Genomic DNA, 26,509 nt, shown 5'->3' with positions numbered 1-26,509 from the left:
CAAAAACCTAGTTATCCAATAGGATATACATTAACTGACTGACTGATCAATCGGGAGGATAGGCAAATGTCTAAAAACAATCATTTGGAACCCGGAGAAGAACGCCGGGACCAAATTATACGCATAGCGATGGAGCGTTTTGCGACCCAGGGCTACCATCAGACGAAAATTTCCGATATTGTCCGGGAAGCCGGCGTCGCGCAAGGTACTTTTTACTGGCACTTCAAAAATAAGGAGGCCATTGCGTCGGAAATTGTACTGACCGGCAGGGAGAAGCTGCTTGAAGCGATCGGACAAGGCTACCGCAAGGATGCCGGATCGGTTGAAGATATGGTGAGAGCTTCGGAACGGCTGTTTACCGACTTATTCTCCTTTGCAGCGGACAATCGTTATTTTATGGAGTTGTTGCTTAAAGGCATCGTGTCGGAGGATTCGGTACGCCGTCTGGTCGAGGAGACACGTAATGCAGTGGAACAAGCATTTCGCCACAACATGCAACGGGCCATTGAGCTGGGCATGCTGCCGGAATCCATGGATGTACCGCTTCGCGCTGCGCTGCTGGTTAGCATGATTGAAGGCATGATTACGCGCTGGCTGTTTGGCTCGGAGGAGTTGCACAGCAAGTTTTCATCAATGACAGCAACAAAGCTCGCAGCTGAGGCGGCAAGCTTTGAATTTTATGGACTGCTCGGCACATAAAAGTGTGCTGGCCCTGGAGCTTTATTTTCAACAACTGGATTAAATATTCACATGATTAAGCCAGCAGCAGGGAATAATGGGTACAACTGCAGTTTAGGAAGACAGGAAACAGAAGTTTCAACAAGACATGACTACATGGATGAGAGGAAGTTAATGACATGAATAAAACATATGGAATGAAATCTCGCAAAGGCTGGACTTTAACAGCCCTGCTGCTAATGACCGTGCTGGTACTCAGCGCTTGTGGCAGTAAAACTACGGACAATGGAAGCAGCAATGGAGCACAGGCGAACAATGAACTGGAGCAGATCAAGTCTGCTGGCGTCATCAAAGTGGGAATGATGGGCACGTACGCTCCATACAACTTCCTGAACGATAAGAAAGAAATGGACGGCTACGATGCAGATATCGCACGTGAGGTTGCGAAGCGTCTTGGGGTTAAGGTGGAATTTGTATCTCAGGAGTTCTCCGGCCTGACACCAAGTCTGCAAGCCAAAAAGCTGGATGCCATCATCAGCCAGATGACGATTACCGATGATCGGAAGAAAGTACTGGATTTCAGTGATCCGTATATTACGAACCAAGTCAAAATCATTGTCAAAGAAGACAATAACGATATTACCAAGCTGGAAGATTTCAAAGGAAAAACGATTGGGGTAGGTCTGGGTACGAATGATGAAACGTATCTGCGTAATGAAGTGCTGCCGAAAGTGGGCGACTTCACGATTAAAACCTATGACGATGTTATCTCTTCACTCAAAGACCTGAATGCTGGACGGATTGATGCCACAATCAACAACATGTATGCGCTGAAACCCATTGTGGATGCCAACGGACTGAAAATCAAAGCCGTAGGTGAACCGATTAAGAGTGACCAGGCAGGTATTGCTGTGCGCAAAGACAATCCGGAACTCGTAGCAGCACTGAATGATGCACTGAAAGGCATGAAGGATGACGGTACGTACAATACCATCTTCAAAAAATGGTTCGGTGAAGAGCCTGCGCAATAATGAACCGGCAGGGCGAAGGGAAGTTTGATCCATGGAATTGGTATTTGAGAATATCCCCTTCTTTCTGAAGGGGGCATATTACACGCTGTATGTAACTGTGATTTCAATGTTTTTTGCTTTTATCATCGGGTTGCTCGTCGCTATCGCGCGTCTGAAAGGACCGATGTGGCTTAGAATGATCGCCCGTTTCTACGTATCCATCATGCGGGGAACCCCGCTGTTGGTGCAATTATTCGTTATTTATTATGGGCTGGTCGATTATGGCGTAACCTTGGGCTCGCTCACCGCAGCCTGTCTCGGGCTTAGTCTGAATGCGGGTGCATTTCTGTCGGAGACGTTTCGCGGAGCCATTCAGGCGGTACCGAAAGGGCAGACGGAAGCTGCATACGCAACGGGGATGACCCCGGCTCAAGCGATGAGACGGATTATCTTCCCGCAGGCTGTGCGCATTGCCATCCCGCCGATGGGTAACACCTTTATTGGCATGCTGAAGGAAACATCACTTGTGGCGGCGATCGGTGTTACCGAGTTATTGCGGTCAGCACAATTGCTTGTATCACAATATGCGGTGAATATGCCGTTTTATCTGGCGATTGGCGTAATCTATTGGATTATGAGTATCGGCTTCTCGGCCATTCTGGAACAAGTGGAGCGCCGGCTTGCCCGGGCTTACTGATAGGAGGGGAGAACCGGTGATTACAACAACAGGATTGACCAAACGTTTTGGAAAAAATGAAGTTCTCACAAATATAGATCTGCATGTCGATGCAAAAGATATTGTTGTTCTGCTGGGGCCCAGTGGATCAGGCAAAAGTACCTTACTGCGCTGCCTAAACGGACTGGAAGAGTTATCTGGAGGACAGATTGAAGTGAACGGTGTTGTGGTTAACAGCGCAGATCCGCTGCGAGTCCAGCGTGCCCGGGTACTGGAGATTCGTCGCCAGACCGGCATGGTCTTCCAGCAGTTCAATCTGTATCCGCACAAGACAGTGCTTGGCAATGTGATGGAAGGTCTCGTGACTGTGAAAAAAATCAAGCGGGACGAAGCGGCCGAACGCGGCCGGATTCTGCTGGATCGGGTCGGTCTGTCGGACAAGCAGGATGCATATCCATCCCGTTTGTCTGGTGGACAGCAGCAGCGCGTAGCGATTGCCCGCGCACTTGCCATGGAGCCTGAGGTGATGCTGTTTGACGAGCCTACCTCAGCCCTTGATCCCGAACTGGTGGGAGAAGTGCTCTCCGTTATGAAGGAGTTGGCACAGGAAGGCATGACGATGCTGGTCGTTACGCATGAGTTGAAGTTCGCCCGGAATGTGGCTAACAAAATCGTCTTTATGGCGGATGGATCAATTGTGGAAGAAGCGAGTCCACAGGCCTTTTTTGAACACCCAACTCAAGAGCGGACACGCAGATTTTTGCAGCAAATTACTGAATTCTAAGAATTCTCAGAGATAAGCAGACGGAGTGAAGGGGACGGAATTGATTCTGAAGAAGCGTAGCGTTCGCCTTTGTCTCCGAATGTTATCCTTTATGAGTATAATCAAAAACATTTGGAGACAACAGCGATCGGAAGAACGATCCGGACCTGGAACGGATATCTGCAGAGCGTAAACTATTCTAAGAAAGAAGGATAAACATCATGAATGTAACAACGGTATGGAAAGGCAAACGCGCGTTTACTTCCGAAGGACCCTCTGGCTATGCGGTTGGCATGGATGCCACAGCTGCCTATGGTGGTGACAGCAAGGGTGCTACACCCATGGAATTGTTACTGGCAGGTCTCGGAGGTTGTATGGGGATCGATATCACGATGATTCTGGACGCTTTCCTGGACAAAATTACTGGCATTGAGATTGAAGCACAGGGTACACGTAGTGAAGGTATGCCGAAAGGATTTACTTCCATTGACCTGATCTTCAAGGTGGACGGCGATATCCCGGATTACCGGATCTGGAAAGCCATCCAAATGGCTGAAGAGAAGTATTGTGCAGTTTCCGCTTCGCTTAGCGCTGATATTCATCCCAAGCTGATTCTTAATGGGGTAGACACACCCCGTCCATAACGGGACGGACATGGTTAAAGTATACAATGAAGAGGCACTTCCAATCATGGGAGTGCCTTTTTGATTGTTCTAACATTTCGACCATTAGGAAGTAAGGTCACGCGGGATGTTGAGCAAGGTCCCAGACGCCCATAATTTCGGTGATAGCCTGATCAAGCGTTGCAAAAGGGATACCGTCCCGGGCTTGTGTAGAGATACCTTGCATAAAAGTATCGAAAACAGTGGTCAGCATTGCCACATTCGTGGAGGCAGGCAGTTGGCCGATTTCCACAGCGCGCTGGATGCAAGCCTGCAGGCAGTTTCGAGTCAGCTTTCTTTTCTCTGCGGTTATGTCACGGATATGATTGTTTTTGGAAGAACATGTGCTGGCTGACAGCACAATTAAACAGCCAGATGGATGTGCGCTGTCTGTTTGCATTTTGGCGGTACTTCTTAAAGTTGTTTCAATTGCTTCTCTTGGAGATAGCGTAAGATCCGAGAAGCTTTCCGTAACGCGTCCAAATGAACCCATATATCGTTCAACCGCTTCTTTATAAAGAGCTTCTTTGGATTCAAAGGCTGCATAGAAGCTGGCTGCTGAAATATCCCCCATGACCGCTCGAAGTTGAAGCAATGAGGTGGCTTCAAATCCTTGTTCCCAAAAGAGCATCATTGCCTGCAACAGGGCTTCATCCCGATCAAAAATGCGCGGACGTCCGGTTCTTGCCATTAGAGATTCCCCCTCGTTTTTCTTAATTATATACTAATCGATCCAAAAGTCGTTGACAAGGTAGGAGAGGATGGATAATATAAGGAATGATCGATCCATAATTCGATTCTATGTCCTATATTATCTAAAAGGAGCTGCACAGATGTCCGATAAATCTTCTCAACGTTTCCCATGGTTTGGGCTGCTGGCCTTGGCTATGGCTGGTTTTATAGCTATTATGACTGAAACTCTTCCCGCGGGGTTGCTGCCGCAAATCAAGGAAGGGCTGCAGGTCTCTGAGGCAGGCGCAGGGCAGCTTGTCACATTTTATGCAGTAGGATCTTTGATTGCCGCCATACCTGTGGCCGTGCTGACAAGGGGATGGCGACGCCGTCCGCTTTTACTTCTAGCGATTATCGGTTTTCTGGTCTTCAACACGATTACAGCCCTCTCTTCAAACTATGTACTGACCCTTGTTGCTCGGTTTTTTGCCGGTGTTGCAGCCGGTGTCTCCTGGGGCTTGATTGGCAGTTATGCACTACGGATGGTGCCTGATCATCTCAAAGGCAGGGGCATGGCTGTTGCGATGATCGGTACACCGATTGCCTTATCATTCGGTGTTCCTGCAGGTACATTGCTGGGTTCCTTTATGGGCTGGCGCTCGGTATTCTGGCTGATGTCGCTGCTGGCGTTTGTATTGATCTTCTGGGTGCTCTGGAAAGTACCCGATTATCCGGGGCAGTCTGCTGATCAGCGCATTTCTTCAATAAAGGTGCTGCTGACTCCTGGCGTAATTCCCATTCTGGCTGTCGTTCTGGCCTGGATGCTTGCTCATAATATTTTGTACACCTATATTGCCCCTTTCCTCGCCGATGTCGGTCTGGAATCAAAGGTTGGACTTATGTTACTTGAATTTGGCCTGATGGCATTGGTGGGCATCTGGATTACAGGTATTCTTATTGATCGTTGGTTGCGCATGCTGGTTCTCATCAGTCTTGCGGGCTTTGCCCTGATCTCTCTGGTATTGGGTCTTTGGAGTGAGCACGCTGCCGTTGTATTTAGTTCAGTTGCGCTCTGGGGTCTAACTTTTGGCGGTGCGGCTACACTGTTGCAGACCGCCCTTGCCCAAGCTGCCGGGGAGCAGGGTGTGGATATCGTTATGCCAATTAATACGACCGTTTGGAATCTCGCTATTGCTATTGGTGGATTGGCGGGAGGTGTGCTTCTGAATCAATGGGGAGCCTCGTCCTTTACCTGGGCCATCCTGTTCCTATCACTTGTAGCTCTGGTTGTTGCGCTACGTGCCAAAGGACACGGTTTCCGCTCAGCACGCAGCCGCTAAGCCATCTGTTTTACTTCCTACATTAGAAATAGTTATACAAACTTCATGTTTGTTTTTCACTCAGCATACAGCCTTTTTTTGAAGCCCTCTTGCAGGGCTTTTGCTGTTATGTGGTATGATGAATTGGAAGGGCAGGCGTAATATGTACTGACCTTTATATGTAAGCGCTTATAAGCGACGGAAGGTGCAGATATGTTTAAAAGGCTCATACGAACATCCAACAATCTTAAATTAAAGCATAAATTGCTCATATCCTATGTACTTGTCGTCATGATTCCGGTACTGATTATTGGCCTGGCTGTAACCGGATACTTTCGGAAGCAGGCGCTGGATAATGCCATTGGACAGACGATTAACAACGTGGACAAAGTCAAAAGTCAGACCACCACATTGCTGCGTGTGCCTACGGATATTTCCAACATTCTGATGTTCAATAATGATTTGAAAGAAATTGTGAACAAACAATACCAAAGTGTTGTGGAGCTGACCTCGGCTTACCTCGCATACAAAGATTTTCAGGAATACAAGCGTCTGTACCGCGAGGTTGCGGGCATCCGGTTTTACTCCACCAATCCGACGCTGATCAACAATCTGGAGTTCATTCCTGTGGACAAGCAGACCGAGGAGAGCTACTGGTACCAGAAGGCACTGAAAACGACGAGCATCGGCTGGTTTTATATTCCTGACAAGGGAGATAATCCGGTGCACAAGCTAAGTCTGGTGCGCAAAGTGCCTTTTGCCGAATATCGGACCGAGGGTGTGCTGATGATTGTAATCAATCAGGAAGAGCTGAATGGATTATTACGTCAGGAACCGTTCGAGACGTTGATTACGGACGAGCAGGGTTATGTGGTTGCGGCCAAAAATACCGAACTAGTGGGCAAGACGCTGGACGAGCTTGATTTTGGTGTAGATCTACAAAATCAGACCAAAGGCACAATTGAAGCAGATTTTCGGGGGGAGCCATCCAATATTGTAATTGATGAGCTGCGCCCTGGATCGAGCATGAACAGCCTGAAGATCATTTCCGTTTTTGCCACCAAAAATATTGTCAAAGACGCGAATACCATTAGCATGATCGGTATGCTCTTCATTACGCTTGTGCTGGTCATTGCATTGTTGCTTGTTTATATCATTTCGTTTCTCACGTCAAACCGATTGTTACGCCTTAGCAAACATTTGAATAAGCTCGCACTGGGTGATCTGAACGTCACCTCCCGCATTGACGGGAATGATGAGATTGGGCAACTGTCGAGGCAGTTCAATTACATGGTGAAGAGCATTAATGAACTGATGACTCAGGTGGTGGAGGCAACGGAACAGAACAATCAATTGGAAATCGCACAGAAAGAGATTAAACTGAAAATGATGGCCAGCCAGATCAATCCTCATTTTTTGTTTAATGCACTGGAGTCGATCCGCATGAAAGCCCATATCAAAGGCGAGGCGGAGATTGCCAATATTGTCAGGCTGCTAGGCAAACTGATGCGCAAGAGTCTTGAGATTGGCAGCGGCAAAACGACGTTCAGAGCCGAACTGGAGATGGTACGTTCTTATCTGGAAATTCAGAAATTCCGTTACGGCGATCGGCTTGCTTTCCAGATCCATATCGATCCGGAGGTGGAGAAGATGTACATTCCTCCTTTGATCATTCAGCCTCTGGTTGAGAATGCGATTGTGCATGGTTTGGAAAATAAAGAGGGCACGGTCCGTGTGAATATAAATATTCGTTTGGTGGAGGATGTCGTTCAGGTGCGTGTCGATGATGATGGGGCAGGCATTACGCCGGAGCGTCTGGCTGAAGTGATGCAGTTCATCTGTGGACCGGAAGAACAGGAGAAGAGCCGGATTGGCATGCGTAACGTACATCAACGTTTAACGTTGACTTACGGCGAGCCATACGGATTACAGATTAAGAGTGTGTACGGGGAAGGAACAGAGGTTTCTTTCACCTTGCCAGTAGGAGGAGACCAGCATGTATAAAGTGTTATTGGTAGATGATGAACCTAGCATACGTGAAGGACTGACAACGATCATTGATTGGGAAAAATACGGCTTTCAGGTGATTGGTACAGCTGCCAGCGGGCGTGAGGCCATCACCCGCTTCGAAGAGCTGGAACCGGACCTGACGATCATCGATATTCGCATGCCCGGCATGACCGGGCTGGATGTGATTGAAGAAGTGCGGCAGCACCATCCGGAGTCGCACTTTCTGATCCTGAGTGGGTACGCGGATTTTGATTATGCCAAGAAAGCCATCAGTTTTGGCGTGGATGGGTATCTGCTCAAACCGGTGGATGAAGAGGAGATTATCAGTGAGCTGGAGCGGATCTCTGTGATGCTGACAAGGGAGCGTCTGACACTGGCCCGCCATGCTGGTGAGGATACAGCCTACCGGGAGCACCAAATTGAAGCATTGCTTTTCGATAGCCTGGAAGGTACAGAAACGATGGAAGCAAATGCTCTAGGATTGAATTGGTCGCAGTATCAGGTTGTGCTGCTGGAGATGCATGCCGAACCTGATTTACAGCGTGGTAGTGTAGTGAAACGCAGACTGGCGGAAGCTTTTGACCAGAAAGATCGGGGCATTGTGTTTTCGTTCCATTCCGGACTGGGACTGTTATGTAAAGAGCCTATTTTGACTGTCCAATCTGCCCAGAGTTTATATGATGAGTTGGAAGGGCTGCTGGGAGAGTGGAATATTCACATGTACGCGGCAGCAGGTCAACCTGTAAACTCCACAGCAGACATCGCACATTCCTATAATCAGGCCAACGGCGTATTGGGCGGACGTTTCCTGTTCGCGGAACAACGTATTATGTTATGGAACGAAGGCGAGAAGAGCAAAAGTGCTTCTGGGCCGGTTATTGCGCTGGATGAAGTTAGTGGTGAACCGGATGAAGCAGAATTGGCGGACAAGCTGTATTATGCGCTCGACATTCGGAGTAGCGAGTCCGTGATGCGTGTGCTGACCGAAATCGAGGAACGTCTGATCCCCCATCATCAGACAGAACAGGCGATTAAGACGGCGTTCTCCCAAGTGTTTTCATTGGCTATTAACAAACTTGCGGCAACGAATCAGCATATGCAATCTATTATGCAGGAGCATTCCGTTCTAATTACGGAGGTCTACCATCAATTAACGTTACTGGATCTCAAAGTAATGGCTGCTCAACACCTGAACCGGCTTATTCAGCGCATGGGTGGAGGAAGCAAGGATACGGTACTGAAACAAATGATTGAATTTATCCGTCGTAATCCCGGCGAAAATCTCAAGCTGGAGGTACTCGCTGAGGTATTTAACTACAATAGCAGTTATTTGGGCAAGCTGTTCAAAAACCATACCGGGGAATATTTCAATGCATTTCTCGATAAGGTCCGAATGGAGAAGGCGAAGGAACTTCTCGATGAAGGCTTAAAGGTGCACCAGGTTGCCGCGAGGGTGGGGTATGCCAACGTGGATTACTTCCACGGCAAATTCAAGAAGTATGTAGGGGAATCGCCTTCCGCATACAAACATGCTAGAGAGCTTGCTAGATCACAGCCCAAAGATTCTTCAGGAGAGCCAGAACGGGAGTAGCCCATGTTTCAGAGGATGGTACTTCTGGAGTTTGGTATTTCTCCTGATTAGGTAAAAAACGTTTTCGAACTAATAGTCTATTTGAAGGACCCTGGAGGTCCTTTTTCTTTTAGTTTTACATGAAGTAAACGATTTCTATAAAACGTTTTCGATCATTACCAATTTCAAATTAAATTCCCTTTTAATTTCAATAATTATTAATAGATAGCGTCATTATCACTAATTTTATAGATATAATATCGGATTTTATAAGGGGATATCTAATTTTCATATGATTTTCTCTAAAATCCAGATGGTATTTTGAAAACGCTCTATCAGGTATGATTATTTTATAAATCAGAGGAGGGGGAACGGAGATGGAAACGCTAACAGAAAAATCCGCTTCCGCGAAAAAAAGCAGTGACCCCAATCCGCCAACACAAAAACGGCGGAACAGAGTTTGGGACAGTATGAAACAGCAAAAGTATCTCTATCTCATGTCATTGCCATTCGTAGCTTGGGTTTTTGTATTTAACTATCTGCCACTATGGGGATGGACGATGGCTTTCCAAAACTATAAACCGGCCAGATCGTTCGGTGATCAACAGTGGGTTGGTTTTAAACACTTTGCAGAGCTATTCAGCGATGATCGCTTCTATCTGGTACTTCGAAATACGCTTGCAATGAGCTTGATGGGACTGGTTATCGGTTTTATCGTGCCGATTTTCTTTGCGATTCTCTTGAATGAGATGAAAGGCATGTTCTTCAAGCGCGCCGTGCAAACGGTATCATATCTGCCTCACTTTGTATCCTGGGTCGTAGTGGCAGGGATTATTACCAAGATGCTCTCCACCGATGGAGGGATTATCAATGACCTTTTGGTAAACCTAAACATTATCGATCAGCCGATCCAATTCATGGCTAAGGGGAACCTGTTCTGGTACATTGTAACCGCTTCAGATATGTGGAAGGAAACCGGCTGGAATGCGATCATCTATCTGGCGGCCATTACCGGTATTGACCAGGAGCTTTATGAAGCTTCCCGTGTTGACGGAGCGAACCGCTGGAGACAAATGTGGCATATCACGTTGCCAGGCATTCGGACTACGATCTCTGTACTGTTCATCATGTCCATCGGTCATCTGATCAGTATCGGTTTTGAAAAGCAATTTTTGCTGCAAAACAGTCTAGTGCTAGACTACTCGGAAGTGCTTGATCTATACGCGCTCAATTATGGTTTGAATATGGGACGATTCTCGTATGGTACAGCCATAGGCATATTCAACTCCGTTGTCAGTATCATCCTTCTGTTTACAGCGAACGGATTGTTCAAAAAATTCACCAAAGAAAGCATCATGTAGGGAGGGGACGACATTATGGCGAACAAAGCATTCAATGCTACTCGGGGCGATAAGCTGTTCGATATATTCAACATCCTCGCGATGACCCTGGTGCTGATTGTAACACTGTATCCATTCCTGAACGTACTGGCTATCTCACTCAATAACTCGACAGATACCGTACGTGGTGGAATTTACTTGTGGCCACGTGATTTCACATTGCAAAACTACAAAACGATTTTCCAATACGATGGATTGCTGCAAGGTTTGCAGGTATCCATTCTACGTACAATTGTAGGTACCGTACTCGGTTTGATCAGTTCCTCAATGATCGCATTTACACTGAGTCGTCCTGACTTTAAGTTGAGAAAGTTTGTTTCTACTGCACTTGCACTCACGATGTATTTCTCCGGTGGTCTGATTCCGGTGTACATCCTGATGCGTGACCTGAACCTGATCGGTACATTCTGGGTATATGTATTGCCAGGTATGATCAGTGCGTTTAACGTGTTCATTATCCGTTCCTTCATTGATGGTCTGCCGTATGCATTGCAGGAATCTGCAAAGCTGGATGGTGCGAATGACTTTAAGATCTATTACAAAATCATTTTGCCGCTCTGTAAACCGGTACTTGCAACCATCGCGTTGTTCCTGGCTGTAGGCCAGTGGAATGCTTGGTTCGATACGTACCTGTATAATGGTTCGAAGGCGCATCTGACCACGCTCCAGTACGAGCTGATGAAAGTACTGCAAAGTACACAGCAAGGCTCGGGAGCCGGACGTAACGCCAATGACATGGCACAGCAAATGACACAGATTTCACCGGAATCCATCAAAATGGCGATCACGATCGTTGTTACGGTTCCAATCCTGATTGTGTATCCATTCCTGCAAAAGTATTTTGTTGGTGGTATGACATTGGGTGCAGTAAAAGCTTAAGTAAGTTTGTACAGGCCGCCACATAGATAGAGTGGCCGTATAATAAAAGAAGCATCAGAATGCCCGAAGCGCAGCCATTTGGCCTGCGCTTCACCGTATAGGGCTGCGGAGTGGCATTCATGAAGCTATAGACAGGGACAAAAAAGTCCCGGATAGACAGACATATGAAACGGGAGGATTACCATTATGGCAAGAAACAAAATGAAGATTGCACTGGCTCCAGTGCTTGCGATGTCTTTGCTCGCAGGTTGCGGTGGAGGAAACAGCGGCGAAACGTCGTTTAAGGACACTAGCGGTGATACGTCTCCGATTACTTTTGACTTTTTTAGCGTCGATCCCAGTCCGAACTGGAACGGTATGAAGGATGAAGTGGGGAAGGTCCTTACAGAGAAAACAGGAGTAACCCTTAACGGTGAGTTTGCCGTCAGTGGTGGTCAGGATAAAGTATCCTTAATGGCAGCAAGCGGAGACTATCCGGATATCGTGTCACCCAAAGGAGAGCTAAGCAAGCTCGTGGATGCTGGGGCAATGGTCGATCTGACCGATCTGATCGAGCAATATGCTCCCAATCTGAAGAAGCTATATGGTAATTACATGGACCGGCTGAAATATAGCAACGAAGATCAAGGAATTTATGTACTACCTACGTATTATGCGGTAGACCAGAAGTATTTTGATGCAGGCGGCGGATTTGGGATTCAGCAGCGTGTATTGAAAGAGCTGGGATACCCTGAAGTGCGTACACTGCAGGATTATGAAAATGTATTGAAGGCATATAAGGAGAAACATCCAACGATTGACGGTCAACCAACGATTCCGTTATCCCTGGACGCAGATGACTGGAGAATCATGATTACGGTAACGAATCCGGCCTTCCAGGCAACAGGTGCTCCGGATGACGGCGAGTACTATATTGATCCTGAGACATATGAGGCAAGTCTGCATTACAAACGTCCTGAAGAGAAAGAGTATTTCCGTTGGTTGAACCATATGTACGCAGAAGGACTGCTTGATCAGGACAGCTTTGTACAGAAAACTGATCAATACAAATCCAAAATTGCAAGTGGACGTGTTCTGGGCGTCATAGACCAGGATTGGGGTTATTCCGATGCGGAAAACGCATTGAAAGCAGCGGGCAAAGATGAAGCGACCTATTCACACTTCCCGGTAACTCTGTCTAAAGATATCAAGGATCATTCCTTCCAGGACCCTGGTTTTGTATCTGGATGGGGTGTAGGGATTACAACATCGAATCCGGACCCGGTTCGTACAATTAAATTCTTTGATTACCTAGCTTCTGAGGAAGGCCAAGTGTTGATGAACTGGGGCATTGAAGGTGAGCAGTACGAAGTGAAAGATGGCAAACGTGTGATTCCGGCCGATATTCAGGACCAAAAAACGAATAATGCTGCCGTATTCCAGAAAGAAACAGGTATTGGCCTCTATACCAATATGTCTGGTCACTATGGAGATGGTGTCAAGGATTCAACGGATAACTATTACACAACGAATTTCCCTGAACAGATTGTAGCGGCGTATTCCGATGCAGAGAAAGAGACACTCAAAGCATACGGCGCAACAACGTGGAAAGATCTATTCCCAAGTGAAGATGAGTTCCCGGTTAAACCATGGGGAGCAGCGTACAATATGCCAACTCCAGGTGACTCGGATTACAACGTTATTTTCCAAAAAACACAGGATATTATCCGTAAACGGATCCCTGAAGCGATCCTCAGTTCCCCTGAACAATTCGATGCCATTTATGATGGGATGATTGCCGAGCTGAATAAAGCCGGAGCAGAGGACATGGAAAAACAATACACTGAGCTGGTACAAAGCCGTGTTCAATTGTGGAGCGGTGAAGAGAGCAAGTAATGCTTTTCAGCAGAATAGTTTTTTCGAAAAAAGGGCCCAGGAAACTGGGTTCTTTTTTATACCTAAAACGTTTTCCGAAAAACGTTTTCAATTTTGTGAATTCACTATTGACAAGGACTTTTAGAGGGATTATTATTCAAATATGAAAGCACTTTCATTAGTGATTTATCAAGGCATGTACATGAATCTCTTCAGTCAAAGGGAGTACGGATTAGTTCCTCAAATTACTGGATAGAGTGAGTGTTTTTCACTTCATTTTAGAAAACGCTTTTTATGTTATAAAATCAAACGTTTTACAATGAGAATCACCCAATTACGGTATGTGCAGGTCAGCCTGTTCTACAATAGATAGCTTCATTTTATCCATAAGGGGGATTACACATGAAGGGCAAAACACCAAAAACATTCGCAATGCTTCTGTTAGCCAGCGCTCTTGCCATTACAGCAGGATGCAGTGGTAGCGGAGGAGGAACTACGGCTTCAGAAACACCAACGGACACAGGGGATACGACCAGTCCAATCACCTTCACGTTCTTTGGTGCTGACGCAAGTCCAAACTGGAACAACATGAAGGACGCAGTCGGCCAAGAAATTACGAAACAAACAGGTGTTACAATTGAAGCTGAGTATGATGTGAATAATGGTGGCGACCAAAAGATACCTTTGATGGCTGCCAGCGGTGAATACCCTGATATTATCTATCCTAAAGGTAACTTGTCTAAACTTGTGGATGCAGACGCGATGCTTGACCTGACAGATCTGATTGACAAATACGCACCTAACCTGAAGAAAATCTATGGGGACCAGATGAACCGTCTGAAATACAGTTTGGAAGATCAGTCTATTTACACGATCCCAACGAACATGGGTGTAGATAATGTTGCGTTTGATGCTACAGGCGGATTCGAGATTCAGCAAAAGGTATTGAAAGAACTCGGCTACCCAGAAGTGAAAACGCTTGAGGATTACGAGAAAGTTCTGAAAGAATATTATGCAAAACATCCAACACTTGACGGACAGCCAACCATTCCGCTGACGCTGAATGCAGATGACTGGAAGATTATGATTACGGTAACGAATCCAGCCTTCCAGGCAACAGGTGGACCGGATGACGGTGAATATTATATTAACCCTGAAACGTATGAAGCGGTGCTGCACTATAAACGTCCAGAGGAGAAAGAATACTTCCGCTGGTTGAACAAAATGTACAATGAAGGCATTCTCGACAAAGATACATTTGTGCAGAAGGATGATCAATACAAATCCAAAATCGCAAGCGGTCGGGTACTGGGGCTGATTGACCAGGAATGGAACTATGGTGAAGCTGAGAATGCTTTGAAATCAGTTAAAAATGGCGAGAATACCTACGCTCACTTCTCTGTATCTCTCAATAAGGATATTGTGGATCATACGTTCCAACCAACCGGATTCGATGGATATGGCATCGGAATTTCCAAAACTGCAAAAGACCCTGTACGTATTATCAAATTCATGGATTGGCTCGCTTCGGATGAAGGCCAGGTGCTGAGAAACTGGGGGATTGAAGGCGAACAATACAAAGTGGAAAATGGCCAACGTATCATTCCTGAGGATGTACAGGACCGCAAGACCAATGACAACTCGGCGTTTACCAAAGAAACAGGAGTCGGTATGTATAACATCTTCAGCGCAAGATATGGCGATGGTGTCAAAGATTCCACAGGCAATTACTACACAACGAACTTCCCTGAGCAGATCCAAGCAGGTTATACTGCGGCAGAGAAGGAAACATTGAAAGCTTATGGCATTACAACGTGGAAAGATTTCTATCCTTCTGAAGACGACTTGAAGCTGAAAGATTGGGGCGCAGCATATAACATGCCTGTACCTTCGGATACGGATTATAACGTAACGTTCCAGAAAACGCAGGACATTATCCGTAAACGTATTCCTGAAGCCATCCTTGCCAAACCTGAGAAATTCGACCAAGTGTATGATGATCTCCTGGCTGAACTTGATAAAGCAGGGGCGGTAGACATGGAGAAACAATATACCGTTTGGATCAAGGAACGTGTATCTCTCTGGACAGGTAAAGACGTGAAATAATACTGAAAATAAGGTATGATAAACGATCATTTTCAAAGCAAAATGGGTCCCCTAAAAGGGGCCTTTTTTGTTGTTGACGAAAGGTGGAGGATAGCATATAATCGTTAATGTAAGCACTTTCAGTAAGCGTTTTTAATTATTTTTCGAAAACGTTTTATGTAAGTTGATAAGAGAGATTTCATGGGTTTAGATTTTGATAAAAAGAGTGCAAATTTAATTTTTAGTAAGCGCATACAGAAATGCGTCTTATAACGGTATCCTCAGGCTTAAAGCCTGTTATACAGATAAAACCTTCATAAATAATAGGGGGACTAGACAATGAGAGGCAAAATGAAAGGCAATACACCCAAGACGTTTGCAATGTTGATGCTCGCAAGTGCAATGCTGGTTACAGCTGGCTGCGGAAATTCGGGAAGTAAAGAAGCCTCAGAGTCCAGTGGAACCGAACCGGTTACTTTCACATTCTTTGGTGCGGATGCGAGTCCAACCTGGAACAAGATGCAGGATGCAGTCGGTAAAGAGATTACCAAGCAAACAGGCGTTACGATTGAAGCTGAGTATGATGTAAACAATGGTGGAGACCAGAAAATTGCACTTATGGCGGCTAGCGGTGAGTACCCTGATATTGTTTTTCCAAAAGGTAACTTGTCTAAACTAGTAGATGCAGGGGCAATGCTTGACCTGACGGATCTGATTGAGGAGCATGCTCCAAACCTGAAAAAAATATATGGGGACCAGATGAACCGGCTGAAATACAGTTCGGAAGATCAGGCCATTTATACAATCCCAACGAATATGGGTGTTGATAATGTTGCGTTTGACGCAACAGGCGGATTTGAAATTCAGCAAAAAGTACTTAAAGAGCTCGGATACCCTGAAGTGAAAACACTTGAGGATTACGAGAATGTATTGAAAGAATATGTGAAAAAACACCCAACGATTGACGGTCAGCCGACCATTCCATTGACGCTGAATGCAGATGATTGGAAGATTATGATTACAGTAACGAACCCGGCCTTCCAAGCAACTGGAGCACCCGATGATGGAGAATATTATATCAACCCTGAAACATATGAAGCGATGTTGCACTACAAACGTCCAGAGGAGAAAGAATACTTCCGCTGGTTGAACAAAATGTACAATGAAGGACTGCTGGACAAAGATACATTTGTCCAAAAAGATGACCAATATAAATCCAAAATCGCAAGTGGTCGCGTACTCGGTCTGATTGACCAGGAGTGGAATTATCAAGAAGCAGAAAATGCACTCAAATCAGCGGGCAAAGATGACAGCACATATGCTCACTTCTCTGTATCCCTGAACAAGGACATTGTGGACCATACATTCCAGCCAACCGGATTTGACGGATATGGCATCGGGATTACAACTTCTGCCAAAGATCCGGTTCGTATTATCAAATTCATGGACTGGCTCGCTTCGGACGAAGGTCAAGTTTTGAGAAACTGGGGCATTGAAGGTCAACACTACAATGTAGAGGATGGTCAACGGGTGATTCCTCAAGATATTCAGGATCGTAAAACCAATGACAACTCCAACTTCACCAAAGAAACAGGAATCGGTATGTATAGCGTGTTTAGTGCGAGATACGGTGATGGCGTGAAAGATTCCACGGATAACTTTTACACAACGAACTTCCCAGAGCAGATCCAGGCTGGTTATACTGCCGCAGAGAAAGAAACGTTGAAAGCATATGGCATTACAACATGGAAAGAATTCTATCCTTCTGAAGATGATTTGCAACTGAAAGACTGGGGCGCAGCATACAACATGCCTGTACCATCAGGTACAGATTATGAGGTAACGTTCCGAAAAACACAGGATATCGTGCGCAAACGTATTCCTGAAGCTGTTCTGACTACAGCTGCGAACTTTGATAAAGTATACGATGATTTCCTCGCCGAGTTGGACAAAGCCGGCGCAGTTGAAATGGAGAAACAGTACACTGTTTGGGTTAAGGATCGTGTTTCCCTGTGGACAGGTAAAGACGTTAAATAACTTATGTTTTAATTGAATAGGCAAATATACAAAAAAGGCCCTGAGCAAGGGTCTTTTTTGCTGTCCATGTGATGTTTAACATTGACGCAAATTTCGAAATCAAATATAATTTTCTTACTGTAAGCACTTTCAGATAAACGACAATTTAGCCTTGTAGGTAAGCGGATTGCGATCAAGTAAAACAGTATTTATATTGGTTATTTAGTTATACCGAAAACGTTTTAGTAATGAATGAAAAATAGCTGATTAGGAACAGGAGTTATCTATGTCCCCATTTAATGAGAGAACAAAAGAAAATCGTCTGTGGTATCGTCAGCCTGCTACTCGCTGGGAAGAGGCGTTGCCTATCGGTAATGGTCGCCTTGGCGGTATGGTATACGGCGGAGCATCGGATGAACAAATCCAGCTAAATGAAGATACATTGTGGTCCGGATTTCCACGCGACACCATTCAGTACAGCAGTCAGCGGTATCTGAAACAGACCCGTGAACTGATTATGTCCGGGCAATATAGCGAAGCTGAACAATTGCTGAACCGCGAAATGCTGGGACGTGATGTGGAAGCTTATCAGCCGATGGGCCACTTTAAGTTGCAGCACGATGAACTGGATGGGATCCCGTACGATGAATTTGAGCGGGAGCTTGATCTCCATACCGGCATTGCAACGACGAAGTATTCATATAAAGCCATTCGTTATGTACGTGAAGTATACGCCAGTGCAACAGATGATCTCATGATCTGTACCATCACTGCTGATCGTATGGGATCTGTAAACGTCAGTGTTTCGTTGGACAGTCCACATCCTTATAATGTTCAGGCTTCGGGCGATGCACTTACTTTGTTCAGTCGCTGTCCAAGTCATGTTGAATCGAATTATTTCAGGGATCATCCGGAGTCTGTCATCTACGAAGAAGATCGTGGAACGGCTTATGCTATGCGACTGGCCGCGACTGCGACGGGCAAGAATGCCGAAGTAACGGTTATGGACGGAAGACTTCATATTCAGGGAGCTGACCAGGTTATTTTTTATCTGACAGCGGCGACCGCCTTTGAAAGCTATGATGTGGCGCCTGTTAAGGATGGTGTGCATCTGGATCAGGAGTGTAGGGAGGTAATCACTAAAGCGATGGCTCATGGCATGAAGGCTCTTCGGGAGCGACATGTCCTGGATCATGGGACTTTATTTTCAAGAGTATCTATTGATCTCGGCGCTTCAGCCAATGATGAATTGCCTACAGATGAGCGACTGCAAGCGTACCAGGCTGGAGCCAATGATCCTGGCCTGGAGGCACTCTATTTTCAATATGGTAGATATTTGTTAATGGGTAGTTCACGTGAAGGTAGCCAGCCAGCCAATCTGCAGGGAATCTGGAATCATCAGGTGGAGCCGCCCTGGCACAGTGATTACACGATTAATATCAATACCGAGATGAATTACTGGCCGGCAGAAGTATGCAACCTGAGTGAATGCCATGAGCCGCTGTTTGGCTTGTTGGAGGATCTAAGCGATACCGGGAGAAGAACGGCACGTATTTTGTACGGAGCGCGCGGCTGGACAGCCCATCATAATGTGGATATTTGGAGGACATCCACGCCTACAGGCGGAGACGCAAGTTGGGCGTTCTGGCCAATGGGGGGCGTGTGGTTGACTTCACATCTATGGGAGCATTATCTGTTTACCCGTGATCAACAATTTCTCGCGGAACGCGCGTATCCAATCATGAAGGAAGCGGCACTCTTCTGTCTGGACTGGTTGGTGGAGGGACCAGACGGATATCTGGTTACGGCTCCATCGACCTCTCCGGAGAACAAGTTCCTGACTGAGGAAGGAGAGGCTCGTAGCATCTCCATGGCTTCGACGATGGATATGACATTGATTCGTGAGTTGTTCGATCGGTGCATTGAAGCAACGGAGCAGCTGGATGTGGATCAGCAGCTGGCGAAGGAGTGGAGCGAAGCACGCAGCAAGCTCTATCCATTCAAGATCGGAAGCGAGGGGCAGCTGCAGGAATGGTTTAAGGATTTTGCCGAATCCGAACCAGGGCATCGTCACGTCTCTCATCTGTATGGTCTGTATCCTGGGGAGCAGATCAACCGACTGGATACGCCAGAACTGGTGGAAGCAGCACGAGTGTCACTTGAACGTCGCATCTCACAAGGGGGCGGGCATACAGGTTGGAGCTGTGCCTGGTTGATCAATCTGTATGCGAGGCTGCTGGATAGCAAGCTGGCACATCAGTTTGTCCGTACATTGTTGGCTCGATCCACGCATCCTAATCTGTTCGATGATCATCCGCCGTTCCAGATCGATGGCAACTTTGGTGGCACTGCCGGTATTGCCGAGATGCTGTTACAAAGCCACTTGGGCGAATTACATCTGCTGCCAGCGCTACCTGAGTACTGGGCCAGTGGCAGTGTGAAAGGGCTTCGGGCACGAGGTGCATACACGGTGGCAATCGCGTGGGCAGATGGCAGACTCTCAAGCACCGAAATTAAGGCTGATCACGCTGGTTCGATAACCATTCGGAGTGCATACCCACTGCGTGTGGAAGCAAACGATCAGGCTAAGGCGCAGTTAACACCTCAGGGTGATTATGTAGTGATTTTAACCATGACCGCAGGACAGACGATCCGCGTGTCATCATGAGACGGAGGAGTAGACGATGACGATTTTTAAATTTCCACAAGATTTCCGCTGGGGAACAGCAACAGCTTCCTATCAAATAGAAGGTGCAGCGCAGGAAGGCGGACGCGGGGTATCCATCTGGGATACGTTTGCCCGTACACCCGGCAAAGTATTCAATGGAGATAATGGTGATGTCGCATGTGACAGTTACCACCGCTATGAGGAAGACATCGAGCTGATGAAAAAGCTTGGGATCAACACCTACCGATTCTCGATCGCCTGGCCGCGTATTATTCCTGATGGAGATGGCGAGATCAATCGGGAAGGATTGGACTTCTATCATCGATTCGTAGATAAGTTGCTTGAAGCGGGAATCGAACCTTTCTGTACGCTGTATCATTGGGACCTGCCTCAGACGCTGGAGGATATCGGAGGTTGGGGCAATCGCAGGACGGTGGATGCATTTGTAAAATATGCTGAAGTCATCTTTAAGGAGTTTTCCGGTAAAATTAATTTCTGGCTGACTTTCAATGAACCATGGTGTATTGCTTTTCTGTCCAACTTGCTCGGCATTCATGCACCAGGAAATAAGGACCTGCAAACATCCATTAATGTTGCTCACGGACTGCTCGTTGCTCACGGTAAAGCCGTTCAGTCGTTCCGTCGCTTGGGTACAACAGGACAGATTGGTATTGCACCCAATGTATGCTGGGCTGAGCCTTACAGCAAATCTCCAGAAGATCAGGCAGCCTGTGATCGGGCAATTGCTCTGAATACGGATTGGTTCCTCGATCCGATCTACAAAGGATCGTATCCACAATTTATGGTGGACTGGTTCGCTGAAGCTGGAGCTACCGTACCAATTCAGGAAGGTGATATGGAAATCATCTCGCAACCCATTGATCTGTTGGGCATTAACTATTACACCATGGGAATCAATCGTTTCAATCCAGAGGCGGGTGCATTGCAATCCGAAGAGGTCGATATGGGACTTACTAAGACAGATATTGGCTGGCCTGTGGAATCACGCGGACTGTATGAGTTCATGCATTACTTGCAAAAATACGGAAATGTGGATGTCTACATCACAGAAAATGGTGCATGCATCAATGATGATTTGGAAAATGGCAAAATCAATGATGATCGCCGGATTGCATACTATGAGCAGCATTTGGCCCAAATTCATCGGATTATCAACGACGGAATCAACCTGAAAGGCTACATGGCTTGGTCTTTGATGGATAACTTTGAGTGGGCGGAAGGATACCGTATGCGCTTTGGTCTTGTGCATGTGGATTACCGTTCATTGGTCAGAACACCTAAAGAAAGCTATTACTGGTATCAAAATGTGATCAAAAATAATTGGTTGGAAACACGAATTTAAGCTTTAATTTCAATATTCCAGGAAGAAGTGCTCAGAACCTGACATAACTAAGTAATTACGTTATTTCAATTGTTAAATGCAGGGACATACGTGTTTAATCAGAAAAAAGACGTTGATTCGATTTCCGAATCAACGTCTTTTTTATTGTTTTATTTTCAGCCAGGACTCACATGTTCATGAAGGTTTCATAAGGTCTAAGCTGTTTCATGTTATGTGGAGAGCGTTTTTGGGTTATAAGAAGTAAGAAGAAGTGATCTGGTCCTTGTCAACAGTTAAAATACAAATAAAGTGTCCAAATTGCGAAATAAATTTGAACATTTGTTGACTAAAAATCATACTGATGTGGTATATTGGTATAAGGAAAGCACTTACAAAAAGGGAAAAGGAAGTGTTTACTATGGCATCGAAGACAGCAATGGTAAGCCAATTGGAACGCAAAGATAAAAATATGCGGCGTGCAGTGCTAACGATGACAGTTCTGGCTTGGATTGCCCTCATTACGGGAGTAGTCATGTGCCTGATCAACCTGAATGATTTTAATGATCGTAACCTCGGATTAATGGTGGGTATCGGTTTCTTGGTTGGCAGTGTATTTATTTACGTTATTGCCAAATCGATTGGACTTGTTCATACACGCCGGGAAGACGAAGGCGCCGATTAAATAATCTTGCGTTAATTCGTTCATAATAAGACTGGATGAGCACCCGGAATCCCAGTCAATAAAGCCCTTTGCGGATTCGTTGATACTGTTCAACGGGACTGCAAAGGGTTTTATTTTGTGACTTGAAGTGTAAAGATTACAATGAGGAAATATCAAGTATGCAAGTGATTTGTGAGAAAAAATTCACACATTTAAGGTGTAAAATCGACAAATTTGTTAACATGAACAAAAAAGTTGCTCATTTCTGATATCTTTAGAAGGAAGAGAGTAGTATACTGTTTTTTCAGTATGAGCGAATTTAAGGAGAGGGGATCAAGATGAACAAGAAACCTAGGTCGCTAATTCGGATAATCATTCCGGTTGTCCTGACGTTGGTTACAATTGCATTGATTGTCTGGCCAATGCTGGCAGGCGGGCAGTACGTTGTTCTGGATCCGAAAGGGCCTGTTGGCGCTTCGCAGAGAGATTTGATTGTCATTTCGACAATTCTGTGTGCAGTCGTTATTGTGCCTGTATTGATTTTGTCTGCTGTAATTGTATGGCGTTACCGCGACAAACCGGACAATAAATCTGCTTATGAGCCTAACTGGTCTCATAGCACTAAAGCGGAGGCTATCTGGTGGACCGTTCCGATTATTATTATTGGGTTGCTGGCGGTTGTAACAATCCGCTACACCTATGATCTGGAACCTTCGAAGCCATTGGCTTCCGAGAAAGCACCGGTGACCATTCAAGTATCTTCACTGGACTGGAAATGGTTGTTTATGTATCCGGAGCAAGGTATTGCAACGGTCAACACGTTGAATATCCCGGCAGACCGGCCCGTAAAATTTGAGCTCACCGCGGATTCACCGATGAACTCGTTCTGGATTCCGCAGCTTGGTGGACAGATTTATACAATGTCGGGTATGGCGATGACCTTGTACTTGCAAGCTGATCATGAAGGTCAATATTGGGGTTCAGGTGCCAACTTTACCGGGGAACACTTCGCCCAAATGCGTTTTGACGTCAATGCTACATCGGAGGAAGACTTCGACAAATGGGTAACTGAAGTGAAACAACAATCCCAACCGCTGACGCAAGAAACGTATAAAACACTGGCGGAACCGGGAACAAGCAATGTAGCTTATTATTCTTCCTTCCCTGAAGGACTGTTCCAAGACATCGTGACCAAGTATGTTATTGACGGTCAAAGCGCTCACAGCAAGCACGGTGAAGCTTCAGGTGCCAAAGAGATTACTACGCAAGACGTGGACAAGAGTGCTAACTAAAGATTCGAAAGGAGGCCCCCAATGTTAGAGAGACTTAAGGAGTTTGCATCGGAGTTTTTCGTTACCGGTGATCCGCTGATTTATGGTGCGGACGTGGCGATCGGAATTACGATGATTACCATCGTAGCGGTGTTGACTTATTTCAAAAAATGGGGCTGGCTCTGGCGTAACTGGTTAACTACCGTCGATCACAAAAAGATCGGTATTATGTATATTATTGCTTCCATTATCATGCTTTTCCGTGGTGGTGTGGATGCACTGATGATGCGTCTTCAGCTAGCTATGCCTAACATGGATTTCTTACATCCTGAGCATTATAATCAGGTCTTTACGACTCATGGTACGATCATGATCTTGTTCATGGCGATGCCGTTTATGTTCGGTTTATTTAATGTTATTGTACCGCTTCAAATAGGGGCAAGGGACGTTGCGTTCCCATTCCTTAATGCACTAAGCTTCTGGTTATTCTTCCTGGGAGCAATGCTGTTCAACCTGTCCTTCGTTATCGGTGGTTCACCGGACGCAGGTTGGCTCAGTTATCCGCCTTTATCGGAGCTATCGCATAGCCCGGGGGTGGGACAAAACTTCTATATATGGGGTATTCAGATTTCGGGTATCGGTTCCCTGGCTACCGGTATCAACTTCCTGGTTACCATCATTAAAATGCGTGCGCCAGGCATGAAATGGATGAAAATGCCGATGTTTACATGGTCGGTATTCTCCACTTGTATTATCATTCTGTTTGCATTCCCAATCTTGACAGTGACACTTGCATTGCTCTTCCTCGACAGGTTTGCGGGGGCGCATTTCTTCACACTTGATCTGGGCGGTAATCCGATGATGTATATCAACTTGATCTGGATGTGGGGTCACCCTGAGGTATATATCGTTGTCTTGCCGGCATTCGGTGTGTTCTCCGAGATTGTAAGTACATTCTCGAAGAAAAAATTGTTTGGTTACAAATCAATGGTATTTGCGATGCTGATCATTAGCTTCCTGTCCTTCTTTACATGGGCGCATCACTTCTTCACGATGGGTTCGGGAGCAGACGTTAATGCATTCTTCGCCGTAACCACGATGTTGATAGCCATACCAACAGGGGTTAAGATCTTCAACTGGCTGTTTACCATGTTCCGGGGAAGGATACGCATGGATACCCCGATGCTATGGACACTTGCATTTATTCCATGCTTTATCGTCGGAGGTATGACGGGGGTTATGTTATCCGTTGCACCTGCTGACTTCCAGTTCCACAACAGTTACTTCCTGATTGCCCACTTCCACCAAGTATTGATCGGTGGTGTAGTATTCGGATACTTTGCAGGTCTGTACTACTGGTGGCCTAAAATGTTTGGATTCCAACTGCCAGAAAAACTGGGTAAATGGGCTTTCTGGACTTGGAATATCGGTTTCTATGTCTGCTTCATGCCGCAGTACGCTGTCGGTTTGATGGGTATGACACGTCGTCTGAGCACCTATGGCTGGGATACCGGCTGGTGGGAACTGAACTTTGTATCCACAATCGGGGCTTTCCTGATGGGTGTCGGATTCTTGTTCCAGGTAGCACAAATCGCAGACGGCATTCGGAAATACAAAACACTCAAAGCATCTGGCGACCCTTGGGGTGGTCGTACGCTCGAGTGGTCGATTCCTTCACCAGCTCCTGAATATAACTTCGCCATTACACCGCGCGGAGATGATATTGATGAGTGGTGGGAAGAGAAAGAACGTCGTGCCAAAGGCATCTATCCACCTGAACAGCCGCTTGAGCCGATTCATATGCCTAAAAATTCCGCGATTCCGTTCATCATGTCTATATGCTGGTTCGTTGCCGGTTTCGGCTTTGTATTCGGATGGCTGTGGATGGCGATTCTTGGACTCGCTGGCGTAGGGATTTGCATGATCGCTCGTTCATTCTCATACGATACGGATTATTATATTCCGGTTGACGAAATTAAGCGTACCGAAGCGTCGTTAAGGGGGTCGGTATAAATGGCTCAAGCAGCCGCGAAGCACGGTCATGACCATGCACATGATCATGACCATGGTCACCATGACCCGCAAGAATTGAAAATACTCGGATTCTGGTTCTTCCTGATTTCCGACGTTATCCTGTTCTCCGTGTTGTTCGCAACCTTTATTGTGTTGCGTGACAATTCGGCGGGCGGACCTGTATTGTCTGAACTGATCAAAATGCCTGGCGTTATTGCCGAGACATTTATCTTGCTCACAAGTTCATTCACAAGTGGACTTGCGGTTCTTGCTATGAATCAGGGCAAGGTGAAGCAATTGATCAGCTGGCTGGCAGTTACAGCTGTTCTGGGTGCGAGCTTTATCGCCCTGGAAGTAACGGAGTTTATTGAGTTGATTCATGAAGGGTTCAGTTATACAACGAGTGCAGCTTCTGGTGCATTCTTCACCCTTGTGGGAACTCACGGACTTCACGTATCGCTCGGTCTGATCTGGATGATCGGATTGATGCTTCAACTGAAAAAACGTGGAATTACCGATGTTACTCGCGGTAAAATCAACGTAATCAGCTTGTACTGGCACTTCTTGGACGTCGTCTGGATTTTCCTCCTGTCGATCGTCTATCTGATGGGGGTGATGTAGATGGCAGAGCATAACTCACATGAATCCCATGGCCACGAACAGCATGGTTCACTCAAGTCCTATGTCATCGGCTTCATTCTGTCCGTTGTCCTGACCATTGTTCCTTTGGTAGTGGTTCTGAATGACATGATGGGCAGAACAGCAACGCTGAGTGTCGTTCTGGTAACAGCAGCACTTCAGTTTGTGGTTCAACTCTTCTTCTTCATGCATATCCGTGAATCGGAGAAGCCGCGTTGGAATGTAATGGCTTTGATCTTTGGTCTGTTGATCATGATGACCATCGTTATTGGTTCCATCTGGATCATGTTGAACAATACAGTTGCACATTAAGTTTTATAG

21 protein-coding genes are annotated in these 26,509 nt (G+C 46.1%); 20 read left to right on the top strand and 1 reads right to left on the bottom strand.

Annotation, left to right across the window (positions count from 1 at the left end; translation table 11 throughout):
• Positions 1-66 precede the first annotated feature (66 nt).
• From BUA17_RS27425 to BUA17_RS27405, 5 genes are all read left to right on the top strand, one after another.
• A complete protein-coding gene (locus BUA17_RS27425; protein WP_083584884.1) occupies positions 67-699 on the top strand; it encodes a TetR/AcrR family transcriptional regulator in 633 nt (210 codons plus the stop codon).
• Positions 700-875: 176 nt separating this feature from the next.
• Positions 876-1,709, top strand: a complete 834-nt coding sequence (locus BUA17_RS27420) for a substrate-binding periplasmic protein (RefSeq protein ID WP_072735636.1) — start codon at positions 876-878, stop codon at positions 1,707-1,709.
• A gap of 31 nt (positions 1,710-1,740) precedes the next feature.
• Complete coding sequence (locus tag BUA17_RS27415) at positions 1,741-2,385, top strand: amino acid ABC transporter permease (RefSeq protein WP_064640624.1); 645 nt, start codon at positions 1,741-1,743, stop codon at positions 2,383-2,385.
• Between the two features lie 16 nt (positions 2,386-2,401).
• Positions 2,402-3,148 (top strand): amino acid ABC transporter ATP-binding protein, encoded by a 747-nt coding sequence (locus tag BUA17_RS27410; protein ID WP_072735571.1) that lies wholly within the window; start codon positions 2,402-2,404, stop codon positions 3,146-3,148.
• A 200-nt stretch (positions 3,149-3,348) separates the two neighbouring features.
• Positions 3,349-3,771, top strand: coding sequence for an OsmC family protein (locus BUA17_RS27405; RefSeq protein ID WP_024631426.1), 423 nt, complete (start codon positions 3,349-3,351; stop codon positions 3,769-3,771).
• 97 nt (positions 3,772-3,868) lie between these two features.
• On the opposite strand, the gene BUA17_RS27400 is transcribed toward BUA17_RS27405, so the two are convergent.
• A complete protein-coding gene (locus BUA17_RS27400) occupies positions 3,869-4,480 on the bottom strand; it encodes a TetR/AcrR family transcriptional regulator (RefSeq protein ID WP_072735570.1) in 612 nt (203 codons plus the stop codon).
• Positions 4,481-4,622: 142 nt separating this feature from the next.
• Here BUA17_RS27400 and BUA17_RS27395 point away from each other — a divergent pair, with 142 nt between their 5' ends.
• From BUA17_RS27395 to cyoD, 15 genes are all read left to right on the top strand, one after another.
• The gene (locus BUA17_RS27395; RefSeq protein ID WP_072735569.1) at positions 4,623-5,801 is read left to right on the top strand and encodes an MFS transporter; all 1,179 of its coding nucleotides are present in this window, start codon (positions 4,623-4,625) and stop codon (positions 5,799-5,801) included.
• Positions 5,802-5,993: 192 nt separating this feature from the next.
• Positions 5,994-7,784: a sensor histidine kinase gene (locus tag BUA17_RS27390; protein ID WP_072735568.1), complete on the top strand. Its 1,791-nt coding sequence runs from the start codon at positions 5,994-5,996 to the stop codon at positions 7,782-7,784.
• Positions 7,777-9,381, top strand: coding sequence for a response regulator transcription factor (locus tag BUA17_RS27385; protein WP_072735567.1), 1,605 nt, complete (start codon positions 7,777-7,779; stop codon positions 9,379-9,381). Before BUA17_RS27390 ends, BUA17_RS27385 begins: the two co-directional genes overlap by 8 nt.
• 356 nt (positions 9,382-9,737) lie before the next feature.
• Positions 9,738-10,721, top strand: a complete 984-nt coding sequence (locus tag BUA17_RS27380; RefSeq protein ID WP_063566552.1) for an ABC transporter permease — start codon at positions 9,738-9,740, stop codon at positions 10,719-10,721.
• 15 nt (positions 10,722-10,736) lie between these two features.
• Positions 10,737-11,639: a carbohydrate ABC transporter permease gene (locus BUA17_RS27375; RefSeq protein ID WP_063566553.1), complete on the top strand. Its 903-nt coding sequence runs from the start codon at positions 10,737-10,739 to the stop codon at positions 11,637-11,639.
• Positions 11,640-11,825: 186 nt separating this feature from the next.
• On the top strand, positions 11,826-13,514 hold the full coding sequence (locus BUA17_RS27370; protein WP_063566554.1) for an ABC transporter substrate-binding protein: 1,689 nt from the start codon (positions 11,826-11,828) through the stop codon (positions 13,512-13,514).
• A 381-nt stretch (positions 13,515-13,895) separates the two neighbouring features.
• Positions 13,896-15,599 (top strand): ABC transporter substrate-binding protein, encoded by a 1,704-nt coding sequence (locus tag BUA17_RS27365; RefSeq protein WP_063566555.1) that lies wholly within the window; start codon positions 13,896-13,898, stop codon positions 15,597-15,599.
• 330 nt (positions 15,600-15,929) lie between these two features.
• Positions 15,930-17,615, top strand: a complete 1,686-nt coding sequence (locus BUA17_RS27360; RefSeq protein WP_063566630.1) for an ABC transporter substrate-binding protein — start codon at positions 15,930-15,932, stop codon at positions 17,613-17,615.
• Between the two features lie 265 nt (positions 17,616-17,880).
• On the top strand, positions 17,881-20,262 hold the full coding sequence (locus BUA17_RS27355) for a glycoside hydrolase family 95 protein (RefSeq protein ID WP_072735566.1): 2,382 nt from the start codon (positions 17,881-17,883) through the stop codon (positions 20,260-20,262).
• Positions 20,263-20,278: 16 nt separating this feature from the next.
• Positions 20,279-21,625, top strand: coding sequence for a GH1 family beta-glucosidase (locus tag BUA17_RS27350; protein WP_064640617.1), 1,347 nt, complete (start codon positions 20,279-20,281; stop codon positions 21,623-21,625).
• A 397-nt stretch (positions 21,626-22,022) separates the two neighbouring features.
• A complete protein-coding gene (locus BUA17_RS27345; RefSeq protein WP_024631414.1) occupies positions 22,023-22,286 on the top strand; it encodes a hypothetical protein in 264 nt (87 codons plus the stop codon).
• A 317-nt stretch (positions 22,287-22,603) separates the two neighbouring features.
• Positions 22,604-23,557: a ubiquinol oxidase subunit II gene (gene cyoA / locus BUA17_RS27340; RefSeq protein WP_063566558.1), complete on the top strand. Its 954-nt coding sequence runs from the start codon at positions 22,604-22,606 to the stop codon at positions 23,555-23,557.
• A 21-nt stretch (positions 23,558-23,578) separates the two neighbouring features.
• Positions 23,579-25,549: a cbb3-type cytochrome c oxidase subunit I gene (locus BUA17_RS27335; RefSeq protein ID WP_063566559.1), complete on the top strand. Its 1,971-nt coding sequence runs from the start codon at positions 23,579-23,581 to the stop codon at positions 25,547-25,549.
• Positions 25,550-26,170: a cytochrome o ubiquinol oxidase subunit III gene (gene cyoC / locus BUA17_RS27330; protein WP_063566560.1), complete on the top strand. Its 621-nt coding sequence runs from the start codon at positions 25,550-25,552 to the stop codon at positions 26,168-26,170. It begins immediately after the preceding gene.
• Complete coding sequence (gene cyoD / locus BUA17_RS27325) at positions 26,171-26,500, top strand: cytochrome o ubiquinol oxidase subunit IV (protein WP_063566561.1); 330 nt, start codon at positions 26,171-26,173, stop codon at positions 26,498-26,500.
• Positions 26,501-26,509 lie beyond the last annotated feature (9 nt).

It is taken from the genome of Paenibacillus sp. ov031 (genome assembly GCF_900143165.1).
GTDB lineage: Bacteria > Bacillota > Bacilli > Paenibacillales > Paenibacillaceae > Paenibacillus > Paenibacillus marchantiae.
Note: the sequence above shows the minus strand (reverse complement) of the source record. Positions and strands in the feature narration are given on the sequence as shown.